13 protein-coding genes are annotated in these 11,884 nt (G+C 68.3%); 4 read left to right on the top strand and 9 right to left on the bottom strand.

The features are described from left to right. Positions 1-31: 31 nt before the first annotated feature. Positions 32-1,012, bottom strand: a complete 981-nt coding sequence (sbnA, locus tag AB0M36_RS14735; protein ID WP_364156952.1) for a 2,3-diaminopropionate biosynthesis protein SbnA — start codon at positions 1,010-1,012, stop codon at positions 32-34. An 18-nt stretch (positions 1,013-1,030) separates the two neighbouring features. Beyond that, positions 1,031-2,080: a 2,3-diaminopropionate biosynthesis protein SbnB gene (sbnB, locus tag AB0M36_RS14730; RefSeq protein WP_364156949.1), complete on the bottom strand. Its 1,050-nt coding sequence runs from the start codon at positions 2,078-2,080 to the stop codon at positions 1,031-1,033. Positions 2,081-2,304: 224 nt separating this feature from the next. Here sbnB and AB0M36_RS14725 point away from each other — a divergent pair, with 224 nt between their 5' ends. Continuing rightward, positions 2,305-2,949: a response regulator transcription factor gene (locus tag AB0M36_RS14725; protein ID WP_364156946.1), complete on the top strand. Its 645-nt coding sequence runs from the start codon at positions 2,305-2,307 to the stop codon at positions 2,947-2,949. On the opposite strand, the gene AB0M36_RS14720 is transcribed toward AB0M36_RS14725, so the two are convergent. Genes AB0M36_RS14720 through AB0M36_RS14690 form a run of 7 tightly spaced genes read right to left on the bottom strand, consistent with a single transcriptional unit; the run spans position 2,939 to position 9,541 of the window. Beyond that, positions 2,939-4,105, bottom strand: a complete 1,167-nt coding sequence (locus AB0M36_RS14720) for an acyl-CoA dehydrogenase family protein (protein WP_364157755.1) — start codon at positions 4,103-4,105, stop codon at positions 2,939-2,941. The two genes, AB0M36_RS14725 and AB0M36_RS14720, sit on opposite strands and share 11 nt — an antisense overlap. Next, positions 4,105-4,725 carry a hypothetical protein gene (locus tag AB0M36_RS14715; RefSeq protein ID WP_364156943.1) on the bottom strand — a complete coding sequence of 207 codons (621 nt, stop codon included), beginning with the start codon at positions 4,723-4,725 and terminating at the stop codon, positions 4,105-4,107. Before AB0M36_RS14715 ends, AB0M36_RS14720 begins: the two co-directional genes overlap by 1 nt. A gap of 8 nt (positions 4,726-4,733) precedes the next feature. After that, positions 4,734-5,618: a hypothetical protein gene (locus AB0M36_RS14710; RefSeq protein ID WP_364156940.1), complete on the bottom strand. Its 885-nt coding sequence runs from the start codon at positions 5,616-5,618 to the stop codon at positions 4,734-4,736. Positions 5,619-5,620: 2 nt separating this feature from the next. After that, positions 5,621-5,905 (bottom strand): acyl carrier protein, encoded by a 285-nt coding sequence (locus AB0M36_RS14705; RefSeq protein WP_364156937.1) that lies wholly within the window; start codon positions 5,903-5,905, stop codon positions 5,621-5,623. Between the two features lie 37 nt (positions 5,906-5,942). Beyond that, a complete protein-coding gene (locus AB0M36_RS14700; RefSeq protein ID WP_364156933.1) occupies positions 5,943-7,232 on the bottom strand; it encodes a type III PLP-dependent enzyme in 1,290 nt (429 codons plus the stop codon). Continuing rightward, entirely contained in the window at positions 7,229-8,593 is a 1,365-nt protein-coding gene (locus AB0M36_RS14695) for an ATP-grasp domain-containing protein (RefSeq protein WP_364156930.1), read from the bottom strand. Before AB0M36_RS14695 ends, AB0M36_RS14700 begins: the two co-directional genes overlap by 4 nt. An 18-nt stretch (positions 8,594-8,611) precedes the next feature. Then, on the bottom strand, positions 8,612-9,541 hold the full coding sequence (locus AB0M36_RS14690; RefSeq protein WP_364156928.1) for a 3-oxoacyl-[acyl-carrier-protein] synthase III C-terminal domain-containing protein: 930 nt from the start codon (positions 9,539-9,541) through the stop codon (positions 8,612-8,614). A 467-nt stretch (positions 9,542-10,008) separates the two neighbouring features. Here AB0M36_RS14690 and AB0M36_RS14685 point away from each other — a divergent pair, with 467 nt between their 5' ends. The 3 genes from AB0M36_RS14685 to AB0M36_RS14675 all read left to right on the top strand — a co-directional run bounded on the left by AB0M36_RS14685 (position 10,009) and on the right by AB0M36_RS14675 (position 11,755). Next, a complete protein-coding gene (locus tag AB0M36_RS14685) occupies positions 10,009-10,485 on the top strand; it encodes a hypothetical protein (RefSeq protein ID WP_364156925.1) in 477 nt (158 codons plus the stop codon). After that, on the top strand, positions 10,437-10,652 hold the full coding sequence (locus AB0M36_RS14680) for an ABC transporter ATP-binding protein (protein ID WP_364156922.1): 216 nt from the start codon (positions 10,437-10,439) through the stop codon (positions 10,650-10,652). Before AB0M36_RS14685 ends, AB0M36_RS14680 begins: the two co-directional genes overlap by 49 nt. Positions 10,653-10,987: 335 nt before the next feature. After that, positions 10,988-11,755, top strand: coding sequence for an AfsR/SARP family transcriptional regulator (locus tag AB0M36_RS14675; RefSeq protein ID WP_364156919.1), 768 nt, complete (start codon positions 10,988-10,990; stop codon positions 11,753-11,755). The last annotated feature ends 129 nt before the right edge of the window (positions 11,756-11,884 follow it).

The raw sequence follows: 11,884 nt of genomic DNA, 5'->3' as shown, positions 1-11,884 counted from the left end.
TCCAAGCCAGGTCAGCGGGACGGTCGAGGGGTCAGGAGAGCTCAGCTTCGCGAATGCCCTGCATCACTTCGCTGCCGTACAGATCGGTCACCCATTGCGGCTGGTAGACGGTGTCCAGGTAGCGGTCGCCCAGGTCCGGCGAGATCGCCACCGCGGTGCCGACCTCGATGCCGGGCCGGTCGGCGTACCACGCGGTGGCGCCGGCCAGGACGGTGCCGGTGGATCCTCCGAACAGGAAGCCGCGGCGGGAGAGGCTCCAGCACATCCGTACGGCTTCGGCCTCGGGCACCATCACGACGTCGTCGATGAACGACTCGTCGAGCTGCTGGGAGGGTGCCGCCGAGCCGAGTCCCGGGATCATCCGGGGCGCGGCCGGACCGCCGAACGTGACGGAGCCGACGGTGTCGATGGCCACGACCCGCACGGACGGCCGGTGTTCCCGGACGTACCGCGCGCAACCCATCAGGGTTCCGGTCGTTCCCGCCCCGACGAAGAGCACTTCCAGGTCGGGGAAGCTGGAGAGGATCTCCGGTCCGGTCAGCCGGTAGTGAGAACCCCAGTTGTTCGCGTTGACGTACTGGTTCGGCCAGAAATAGCCGTCGTTCTCGGCGCAGAGCCGCTTGACGTAGCGCACGCGAGCGCCGACGAGGCCATCCACGGGGTGTGGTTCGGTGATGAGGCGTACGTCGGCGCCGAGCGTTCGCATCAGTTGCCGGGCGCCGAGTGTGCATCGCGAATCGGTGATGCAGATGAAGCTGTAGCCCCGGCCCGCGGCAACCATGCTGAGCGCTACGCCCAGATTTCCGGAAGAACTCTCCACAATGGTCGAACCGGGCCGCAGGACGCCGGACCGCTCCGCGAAGTCGATCATTTCGACGGCGGCCTTGAGCTTGATGGAGCCGGCGAAGTTCAGCCCCTCGCACTTGAGGAACATCCTGTTGCCGGTCAACCAGCTCAGGTCCACGTACAGGTCCGACAGGTTGAACTGGTCGGGTGACGTGATGACGCGCATTGAAGGACTCCGAGTGGACTAAGCGGCGGAGCCCGCCTTCGATTCGTACCGGCTGAGCTCCGCGAAGAAGTTGTCGATGACGAGCAGGTCGCCGTTGCGGCGGAGCTCGTCGTAGACGAACCGGCCGACGGCGAGGTCGAGGACGCCGAGACCGAACGGCGAGAACACGACCGGCCGATCGGCGTCCACGCGGACCGTGCCGGTCAGCACGTCGAAAAGGGTTCCGTCGATGAAGTCGCGCCCGCCGGTGAGTTGCTCGGCGAGGTGAACGGACGTGTTCGCCTTGAGGCAGTGCTCGACGTCGTCGACGATGTTGACGGCGTCGAGAATGATGTTCGGCGCCAGGTCACGCAGCGACACGTGCAACACGAGCGGGTTGTGCTGGAACCACGCGGGCTCGTCGACGTGCGGCGTGGGCGCGGTGGTCGCGTAGACGATCAGGTCGCAGTCGCGGACCAGCGCCTCGGGCGACTCGTACGACATGATCTCGCCGTGGGGTTCCGACTCACGCAGGTAACCCAGGAAGCCCTCGGCGTAGGAGGGATCGAGGTCGTAGACGCCGACGCTTTCGAACTTCCATCCCGTTCCGACCAGGAAGGTGTGCAGGTACCGGGCGATCAGGCCGGTGCCAACGAAGCCCACCCGGCTGGGCCGCGACCGTCCCCGGCTGAGGTGGTCGGCGGCGAGCGCCGCCGACGCGGCCGTACGGGTCGCGCTGATGATCGAACTTTCCATGCAGCTGATCGGATATCCGGTGACCGGGTCGTTGAGGATCAACGTCGCGGAGGCTCGCGGCAGGTCCCGGGTCAGGTTGTCCGGGAAGCTGGAAATCCATTTGAGTCCGTCGACCGGCTCGTCTCCGCCGAGGGACGCCGGCAGGGCGATGATGCGCGCCGACGGGCGGTCCGGAAAGCGCAGGAAGTACGACGGAGGATTCACCGTCATGCCCTGCCCGTGCAGTCGGTACGCCTCCTCGATCAGCGAGACCACCTCCGTCTCACGGCCATGGAGCAGCGTGCGCACCTGGGCGCCGGGGACGACGGAGAATTGGGGTGTGGCTTCAGGCATGGAGGCTCCCGCGCGCCGTTGTTGCGTCTCATTCGGTCTCCACACAGGTTGTCGGACACCGCTGACGCTCAACTGACCGAGGACTGACCGCGCACTGACCGACCGGGAGCGCTCGGGTGGCGTTGCGCCACCGATTTCGCCTTCGTTATGGTGCGACCCGCCGTGGCATTCTCGGCGTCGTTCACGCGGCATCGTCCGCGCAGTGCTACCAGAGGACGGAATACGTGCGTCTGATTCTTGCGGAGGATCAGTTCCTGCTCCGCGACGGACTGGTCCGACTCCTCGAGTCGCACGGGTTCGAGGTCGTCGAGGCCGTGGCGAGCGGTCCGGACCTTCGCCGGGCGTTCTCCACACAGAAGCCGGATCTGGCTCTCGTCGACATCCGCCTACCTCCGACGTTCACCGACGAGGGGTTGCAGGCCGCACTGGAGGCGCGCCGCGAGCGGCCCGGCACCCGGGTCGTCCTGCTGTCGCAGTATGTCGAGCAGTTGTACGCCAAGGAGCTCCTCGCCGACGGCGCCGGCGGCATCGGCTACCTGCTGAAGGATCGCGTCTTCAACGACGCCCAGTTCGTCTCCGCGCTGCGCACCGTGGCGGCCGGCGGCACGGTGATGGACGAGGACGTCGTGGCCGGCCTGCTCCGCCGCAACGGGCGCGGCGCCCAGATATCGCTGCTGAGTCCCCGCGAGTTGGAGACCCTGAACCTCATGGCGCAGGGCCGGTCGAACGCGGCCATCGCCGCCAGCATGTTCGTCACCGAGAAAGCCGTCGCCAAGAACATCAACAGCATCCTCACCAAGCTTGAGCTGCCGCCGTCAACCGACGACAACCGGCGGGTGATGGCCGTGCTGGCCTACCTCAACCAGTAGCGTTGCCAGCCCGGCCTACCGCCGACGTCAGCGTCGGAAAGACGTTGAGACGCTGGATGTTCGTCGTCCCCTCCATGAACTCCAGGCCCCGCGCGTCACGGACCAGCTTGTCCAGCAGCGGAATTTCCAGCCGGGCACCCGGCCCGAGCAGGGCGGCCGCCCGCAGGGTCGTCTCCTCCGCGAGACGACAGGCGCTCATCTTCGCCACGGACGCGAGCTGGCCGTTCCCCGTCGCGTCCACCTCCCGCGCCGCCTGGTGCACCAGCGTCCTGGTCATGGCGATCCGATCGCCCATCACCTCGAGGGCGTCCCGCTGGGCACCGCCGGTCGTCCCAGCGTGCTCGCGAACGAGCTCATGGGCGGCGGCCGCCACTGCAACAGCCATCGCCGCCACCGTCGGCCGAAGCTGGTTGAACACCTTGATGAAGGCGAGCGTGCCGCGTCGGGTGACGGGCAGATGCCGGCCGAGCTGCCACTCGGCGCTCACTCGCACGTCGTCCAGCGCGATCGCGCTGATCTGTGCGCCTCGCAACCCGAGCATGTCCAGTGGCTCGGCGGTGAAGCCGGGGCTGCGGGTGTCGACCACCACAGCACTCATTCCGAACGGTCCCGGGGCGGTACGCGCGAACACCACCCCCAGCGAAGCCCGGGCGGCGTTGCCCACGTAACGCTTCGCTCCGCTGAGCGACAGTTCTCCCCCGGCCTCCTCGACCGGGCGCAAGGACGTCGCGATGGCCGTCGCGTCGGATCCGTGGTCCGGCTCGGTCAGGCCGAAGAAGGTCCAGGTTGCCGACGCGGTGATCCGCTCGTAGAACCGTGCCTTCTGCCGCTCGTCGGCGAGATGTTCCAGGAGCACGCCGCTCATCGACGGTCCCGGCGAGGCGAGGACCATCGCCGCGTCGCCGCGCGCCAGCTCCTCGATGATCACCACCCTTTCCAGCGCCGACATCCCGTCGTAGCGGAACCTGCCGACCCGCAGCCCCGGCCCACCGAAGTCGGCCGGCACCCCGAGCGTGCTGAGCAGGCGCACCCCTGGCAGGTCGAGCAGATTGGCGATGTGCGCGGGATTTCTGTCCAGCGCCATCGCGTGCTCACGGAAGTCGGTGGCCCATTCCCGCAGCTGGCCCCGCAGGGCGACGAGCCGTTCGTCGAGCATCACGCCGATGTCCCCGTTCCCGCGTACGCGTCCGCCAGGAGCTCGGAGACATGCTCTTCGAGGCCCGGCCCCGGCTGGACGAAACCGCTCGCTCCGAACAGGCGCAGCAGGGCCCGGTCGGCGGCGGTGATGTCGCCATGGACGTGGTGCCGGGTCGCCGGACCCGGGCCGTCCGCCTCCAGCGCGCGGAGCATCGCGGCGACCTCCAGGTGCTGCACCAGAACGTCCGCGAGCTGCCCCTTGACGAGTTGCTGGTGCAGGATCACGGAGTCGCCGGCGCGCCTGTCCGCGAGGTGCCGGACGCAGGCGCCGCGACGACCGACCGAGGCGCCGAGGCGCAGCCAGAGCAACCCGAGGTGCCAGGCGGGCGAGGCCGGATCGGCTCCGCTCGGCGGGCGCGCGAAGTGCACCGGTCCCTCCGGCAGCGTCACTGTTGCCAGCGGGCTCCAACCCGTCGGAAGCTCCCCGACGACGGCGGCGATCCCGGCCGGGCCGACCGGCGGCCGGGGCTCGTCCAGCAGCTGGAGCAGCAGCGGGATGGTCGACACCACCCCGCTGTGCTGTGCCGCCTGGTAGACCGGCTCGAAGAACCCCGCCTCGACCGGCAGAGCCGCCGTCATCCGTGCCCTCATGCCGCCGGATGTCCTCTGTGTACGCGGCACACGGAGAGGTCTCCGCACGCGGGGTCGTAGTCCATCAGCACGGCCGTCTGCGACTCCGACCGGTTCCAGTGGTCGCCGAGTGCCCTCCAGACACCCGTACCGGGGAAACCGGCCGCCAGGTGATGCACGCGCGCGGCGTCCACCGGCGGCGCCCAGTCGGCGTCGACGCCCGGCCCGAGGAACAACGCCGGCGTTCCCGCCGACAGCTCACGCCACGACTCGGTCAGGCGGGCCGCCACGTCATTGGCCGCCACCCCGGATTCCTGCCGAACCTCGAACCCGCCCGCGTCGCCCGGCCCCGGCCGCTCCAGCACGAGCGCCACCGCGGCGTCACCGTCCACCCGCTGCACCGGCGAGGCTTCGATGTCGAACGGTGACGAGGCCTGGTCGAAGAGGAACAGGACGATCCGGTGGAAGCCGCACCGGCGGGCGTACCGCTGCGCGAGAGCGAGCGCCGTGTAGGGCGCGGACAGGCCGTTGTCGGTGACCGCGAAGCTGGAGGGCTCGCCCGGCAGGGCCGCGGTGATGACCGGCCCGGCGACCTCACTCGGCACGGCATCCGGTGTCACGTGTGCCAGCAGCGCGAGGTCCACGCCACCGGCCAGCGTCCCGAGCTCGGGCACCAGCGCCTCGGTCATCGCCGCGAACGTGTTCCCCGGCCGGCGGATCACCTCCGGTCGGAAGCCGACGCCGGCCGCCCGCGCCACATCAGGCATGAAGTCCAGGCTGACGTCGTCATCCAGACGCGTCCTGCCGACCGGGAAGGTCATGCTGACCATCCGGGTGATGGCGAGGGTGGTGACGTGCTCGGCCGCGAACGGTCCGGTACGCGGTGCGACGGCCTGGAGCATGGCTACGCGCCCGTCTCGGTGGTGCTGATGAACGCCGCGAGCGCACCGACCGTCACGAAGTGCTCCATCTCGAGCTCCTCGGTGTAGAACTCGATGCCGAGCGCCTCTTCGAGGAACATCATCAGGTCCAGCACGCCGGTGGAGTCGAGGCCCACCTCGTCGAAGAGCCGGCTGTCCGCGGTGAGGGTGCCGAGGTCGCGCTCCAGAACGCTGCTCAGTCCCTCCGAGATCGTGCGGATGATGTGCTCCACGTCGGTCTGCTTGCCGGCTGGGGTGTCAATGGTCATCGGCTCGATGCCTTTCTCAATACGGATTCGGGTGCGGTCAGACCAGCGTCAACGGCGTTCGTGCCGGGGTCGGCAGGTGCTGGCGGGTCAGCAGGTCGGCGGGCGCGTCTGGTTCGCGGACGAGGTGTGCTCGCCCGTTCAGCACGAGCACTTCCGCCGGATAGCCGTGACTCAGGAAGAAGACGGGAGAGGCGCTCGGCCCGTACGCGCCCGAGCGCAGCACGCCGACCAGGTCGCCAGCTCGCAGCGGCGGCAACATCACCTTCTTGCCGAGCGTGTCGTTCGGGGTGCACAGCGGCCCGGTGACGTGCCAGCTCTCGGTTCTCGGCTCATCGATGCGGCTGAGCAGCGCCATGGGGAAGTTCCGCTTCACGAACGAGCCGACCCCGACCGCCGCCATGTGATGGTTGGTGCCGCCGTCCGCGACGGCGAACCGCTCGCCATGGGACATCTTGGTGTAGCGGACCCGGACCACATAGATGCCTGCGGGCGCGGTGAGGTAGCGGCCAAGTTCCATCAGGATCCGGGTCTGCGGATACTCGGTGGCGAAGGCGTCGAGAATCGGATTGAGCCGCTGCGCCAGCACTTCGGTGTCCAGGTCGTTCTCACCGTCGAAGTAGGCGACGCCCAGTCCACCGCCGACATCGACCATTTCGAGGTCGAAGCCGCAGGTCGCCGCCAACCGCGGGGCCAGGTCGAGGATCTGGGCGGTGTTCGTCGCGATGGATTCCTCGCTGAGGAACCTCGTGCCGAGATACACCTGCACGCCCATCAGCCGTACGTTCGGGTAGCGGGCGGCCAGGCCGGTGTCGGCGAGCAACTGGGTCTCGTCGATGCCGAACTGTCGGGGCTTGCCGCCCATGGTGAGGCCGGAGCCCTTCGCCTCGAAGTCCGGATTGACGCGCAGGGCGACCGGCGCCCGGACACCACGCTCGGCGGCGAGCGCCTGGATGATGTCGAGCTCGGGCAGGGATTCACAGATGATCGCGTAGATGCCCCGGTCGAGGCAGGCGCGCAGTTCCGTCAGGCTCTTACCCGGGCCGAGAAACACCGTGTTCTCGGGCTCGACGCCCGCCCGCTCCGCGGTGAGCAACTCCGCCATCGACGAGACTTCGGCGCCGGCGCCCGCCGCGTGCAGTTGGTCGCAGACCGCCACGTTGGGGTTCGCCTTGAGCGAGTAGACGATGTCGAGCCGTGGATGCAGCCGTTCGCGCAGTTCGGTCAGGCGGGCGCGCAGCAGGTCGCCGTCGTAGACGTACAGCGGTGTGCCGAACTGCTCGGCCAGGCTGTTGATGCCGATGCCCTGGATCTCGTACTCACTTGTCATCGCACGTCTCCGTCGAGTCGTTCACTGATGCTCCTGTCCAGCTCCGCGAGCCGGTCGTCGGTGTCCGCGACGAGGAAGGCGTACAGGCGGCCGTCGAACGGGCCGGAGCCCACGGAACCGGCGTTCACCGTCGCGAAGTTGGTGACGACGAGGCCCTCTCCGGTGGGCGCCGGAAGCAGGACACCGTCGAGGCGCCGTTCGACAGCGGCGAAGTCGATCCGTTCGGTCAGCCGCACCGGGTAGTGCCGTGCGAGGGCGACATGGCCGTCGCCCATCAACCGTTCCTGCAGCGCGGTCTGATAGGTGGACATGTTGTTCCGCGCGTTGATCTCGAGCATCGGGAAGAGTCCGCCGTCGCCCTCGACGATCGCGTCCACCCCGACCACGCCGTGGTAACCGTCGGCGGCCAACCGCCGGCCGAGCAGTTCGGCCGTCTGGCGAATCGTCTCGACGTGTTCCGCCGGCAGATCCGCCGGAAGCCGGTGGCCCTTGTGCACGCCCTGCTCCGTCAGCGCCGTCTTGACGAAGTCGAAGTGGACGTCGCCATCGCGGGACACCGTGAACTGGTAGTTCAGGTCGGCCAGCTTGGTGACCCATTCCTCGATGACGAAGGACACCGCGGCGCCCGACTTGGCCGCCTGCGCCGCGACCATGCGTTCCAGCCTGCGCAAACGGCTCGACCGGTCGATGACGGCGATGCCCTTGCCGGAGACGCCGTACGCCTCCTTCAACACGACGGTACGGCCGTCGTCGACGAGCCTTTCCGCCGCGGCTACCGCGTCCGCCAGCTCCGCCACCGTGGTGCTGGACCACCCGATGGGCTGGCGGATGCCGAGTTCGTCGGCGATCCGGCGGCTGTAGACCTTTCCGTTCACCGCCTTGCAGGTGGCGGCGTCCGGCGCGGCGAGCGGTATGCCGGCGGCGGCGCCCAGATTCTCCTCGACCGTGGAGACCCCGTGCGCGGACAGGTACGCCCCCTCGGCCGCAAGCTCCGCCAGGCGCTTCAGCAGCCGCTCGTCCGCCAGCGCGTCCTGCGTCACAGTGCGCTGCGGGTTCTGGGCTGCCACGGCATGAACGGTGGGCAGCGAGAAGCCGACGGCCCGCAGATGGTCCAGATAGCCGGCGTCGGGAGCGGCCTTCAGAATGACGTGGTCGTCGGCACCGCCGAGCAGCAGCGCGAACTCGTCCATCCGGTTGACCACCGCGGTGCTGCCCGGCGAGGTGAGGCGCGGCAGCGTGCACTCACCGTGCGCCCACTGCTCCTCCACCTCGAAGTTGCCCAGGAACACCAGCGCCCGGTCGCCGCGGTCCAGAATCGCCCGCTTGAGGCGGGTGGTGAAACCAATGTCGTGCAGGGTCATGCTCTGGTTCCAGATTCTCTAGTGCTCGAAGACCATCGCCGAGAAGGTGGCGCCCAGCCCCACGGAGGTCATGAGGTATCGGTCACCGGGCCGCAGCAGGCCCTCGTCCGCCACGGTGCGGTAGTTGAGGAACGGGTCGGCACCGAAGCAATGCCCGGTGCGCGGGACGTTGTCGAGGAACAGCCGCTCGGCGGGCAGGCCGAGCTCCTCCGCCAGCTTGATCCAGGCCAGCCGGTTCACGTTGTGTGGCAGCAGCATCGCCAGCTCGTCGACGCGCATCTCCGCGGCGGCCAGCGCGGCGTGAACCACCTTGGTCAGCGTCGGCGCGTACACCTTGCGGAACTGGTGGTAGTCCTCGTCGTTCATGACGAGCCCGGCCTTCGGCATCGGGCAGGTCTGCGTGGCGTACGCCAGCAGCCGGTCCCGGGTGCCGCCGGCCGAGACCAGCACGGCTGTCGTCGCTTCGCCGGTCACCGCCACACCGGGCACGATCTGCGTACGCCGGCTGAACGCCTTCTCACCCGCGAGGACCAGCGCCAGGGCACTCGGATCCGGGTCCGAGTCCAGCAACATCGCCGCGAGGTCGAGCGCGAGCAGCCCCGAGGCGCACGCGTGCTCGGTGACCGCGAAGGTCTGCGCGTGTGGCAGGCCCAGCGCCTGACGAACGTCCTGCAACGGGCTCAGCGGGTACGGCGAGGGAGAGCGCACGGTCCGCCCTCGGATGACGTAGTGCACCCGGTCCTCCTGCCCGGCGAGCGCCGACAGGCGTCGCGCCGCCGCGAGCATGAGGTCCGTCTCGGACAGGCTGGGATCCCAGCGCACCTCGGAAAGACCGAACGCTCGCCGGTAGCGGCGCACCTCGACATCAGTCAGCCCCAGGGCTTCCTGGTGGTCGTCGATTGTTATCTCCGATGGCCAGAAGGTGGCCACCTCCACCAATGACGTCACGATTAATCAGGCCGATCTCATGGATGCGGTCAGAAACGGTCCGCGACACTTCCCAAGGTCGCGACCGGACTCCGTGACGGTATTGACCGGCGATGACGAACGACTGACCAACGGCTGACTGCCGCAGGCCGCCGCCCCGATCGGATGGGGACGCGGTGGTGCGGGATGCAGAAGTGATCAAGAAGGATCCGAGGAACAGTTGATCACATCGATGAGTCGTGCGTAGGCTGACGGCGCATCCACTAGCGACATCACCCACTTGCCTGGGGTCGGCGCGCTGTCACGGGGTCTTGGAAAGGCGAGAGCTCACATCGGACCGAGAGGTCACGATGGCGTGCGCCCTCGCGTCCCTCAGGGCGCCGCCCGCGAATGCCGGACCATGGCTCAAGCAGTCATTCCACCATTGGTAGGGCAACCTCCACGTCCGACCCGTTCGCCGCCGGATCCGCCTGCGAGGTGTGCACATCGTGATTGACGTCTCCCGCATCGACCCGAGACTGCCCTGGTTCGCGGCAGTCCCGGACAGCGAGGCGGGCGCCGCGGTCGTGGATCGCCTACGGCGGGTCCGAGGACTCCGGTTCGTGACGCATCCGTCCGGCCGACCCTGGCTTGCCGGTCGCTGGTCGGCGGAAGAAGCGGTGCTCGACCGGCGGGAGCCGGGCGACCTGATCTCCCGCGTCACCTCGGACAGCGCCCTGTTGCGCGACGTCGTCGACGTGTCGGTGGTCGGCGGCGGGTCCGGCGTGCTGCTCCTGATCGGTGTCGTCACCCTGATGGGAGTGGCGGACCTCGCGGTCGGCGGCGCGCAGGTGGCCGCCGGCGCACTCGACCTGGCCGGCGTGGTCGCGTTCCTGCTCTCCGTCCTCATGTTGATCCAGGCGATGCCCCCGCCCTGTTGCTGCTCGATGAAGCCACCTCCCAGCTCGACACGACCGTGCTGGTGATCGCACATCGGATCTCCACAGTGGCGCCGGCGGATCGCATCGTCGTGCTCGAGTCGGGTCGCGTTCGCGCCACCGGCAAGCAAGACAAGCTTCTACTCAATGACGATTTCTATGCGCGGCTCGCGGCCACCCAACTATCTCTTTGTTCAGAACCCCTTCATACGTGAGACGTCTTCCTATTTGAGACGCGAGCCATTATTCTTGAGCCGGCTGAAGAGGGGGGTTCGGCCAAAACCCAGCATCGTCTCGCGCGATGGGTCGCGCCCCCCTCCACGACCAGAACCTGCCGAACAACTGTGGCCTGGGGGGGGACTCACGAGTTGAAGACGATGGCGACCTGAGGCGAACTTTCGCACGAACGCCGGCACTTTACCGCCACCGACGCCCCGCTCGGCGAGGCGCCGGCAGCGGTCAATGCACTCGACGAGCGACACGGGGATCATCACCGTGCGAAATTGAGCTTAGGAAATATAAACTCATGCAAGTCAATATACTCGGCACGATGACCATACATCACCGCGTCCAAGACATATCCGTTCAGCCCAATCGGGTACGCACCATTCTCGCACTTCTCGCCCTGTCCTGCGGGAAAGTTGTTTCCACCGAACAATTCGTGGACGAGCTGTGGGCCGAACGCCCGCCGACCAATACCCGCAACGCGCTCCAGGCCAGCATGACGCGGCTACGGCGGCTGCTCCAGTCCATCACCGGCCCCAACGTAGAGGTCATCCGCACCTCCACGAACGGCTACCTGCTCGACCTCCCGCCGGAATCCGTGGACAGCAAGCGGTTCGACGGCCTCGCGTCCCGCGGCGCCGCGCTGCTGTCCACCGAACCCGCCAGGGCATACGAGGTTCTCGAATCCGCACTACGCATCTGGCGGGGCACCGCGTTACTCGACGTCAACAGCGGCGCCCTCTGCCGCAGCGAGGCGGTACGGCTCACCGAACGACGCCTCGACGTCCGCAAACAGATCGTCGAGGCCCGACTCGCGATCGACTCCCACCACGGCCTGGTCAGCGAGCTGAAGCAACTCGTCGCCGAGCACCCCTCCGACGAACGACTCAGCGAACTGCTCATGGTCGCGCTGTACCGCAGCGGCCGCCAGAGCGACGCACTCGCGGCATTCCATGCCGTCCGCTCCTGGCTCGCCTCGGAGTTCGGACTCGAACCGGGTCCCCGCCTGCGCCAGATGCAGCAGGCGATCCTCAACCAGGACAACGACCTGGAACGGATGCCCGACCCGAGATACGCGATAGCGGGCGGCTGACGCGGCCGTCACGCAGCAACACGGCAGAGCGGGTGCCCTCTGTGGAGAGGGCGCCCGCGCCCGACGGGTTCGACCACCGCCGGCCTCACCGTGACGCTGGCCGGCGGTGCCGGCTCGACCCTGTCCCTT

It is taken from the genome of Actinoplanes sp. NPDC051346, from assembly GCF_040682215.1.
Classification (GTDB): domain Bacteria; phylum Actinomycetota; class Actinomycetes; order Mycobacteriales; family Micromonosporaceae; genus Actinoplanes.
The sequence above is the reverse complement of the archived record's forward strand: the minus strand, read 5'-3'. Positions and strand labels throughout refer to the sequence as shown.

What these genes read in the sequence shown, in the direction of transcription:
- AB0M36_RS14705 (WP_364156937.1), bottom strand. Translation starts at nt 5,905, where the DNA reads ATGACCATTGACACCCCAGCCGGCAAGCAGACCGACGTGGAGCACATC.
- AB0M36_RS14695 (WP_364156930.1), bottom strand. Translation starts at nt 8,593, where the DNA reads ATGACCCTGCACGACATTGGTTTCACCACCCGCCTCAAGCGGGCGATT.
- sbnB (WP_364156949.1), bottom strand. Translation starts at nt 2,080, where the DNA reads ATGCCTGAAGCCACACCCCAATTCTCCGTCGTCCCCGGCGCCCAGGTG.
- AB0M36_RS14715 (WP_364156943.1), bottom strand. Translation starts at nt 4,725, where the DNA reads ATGACGGCGGCTCTGCCGGTCGAGGCGGGGTTCTTCGAGCCGGTCTAC.
- AB0M36_RS14700 (WP_364156933.1), bottom strand. Translation starts at nt 7,232, where the DNA reads ATGACAAGTGAGTACGAGATCCAGGGCATCGGCATCAACAGCCTGGCC.
- AB0M36_RS14675 (WP_364156919.1), top strand. Translation starts at nt 10,988, where the DNA reads ATGACCATACATCACCGCGTCCAAGACATATCCGTTCAGCCCAATCGG.
- AB0M36_RS14710 (WP_364156940.1), bottom strand. Translation starts at nt 5,618, where the DNA reads ATGCTCCAGGCCGTCGCACCGCGTACCGGACCGTTCGCGGCCGAGCAC.
- sbnA (WP_364156952.1), bottom strand. Translation starts at nt 1,012, where the DNA reads ATGCGCGTCATCACGTCACCCGACCAGTTCAACCTGTCGGACCTGTAC.
- AB0M36_RS14720 (WP_364157755.1), bottom strand. Translation starts at nt 4,105, where the DNA reads ATGCTCGACGAACGGCTCGTCGCCCTGCGGGGCCAGCTGCGGGAATGG.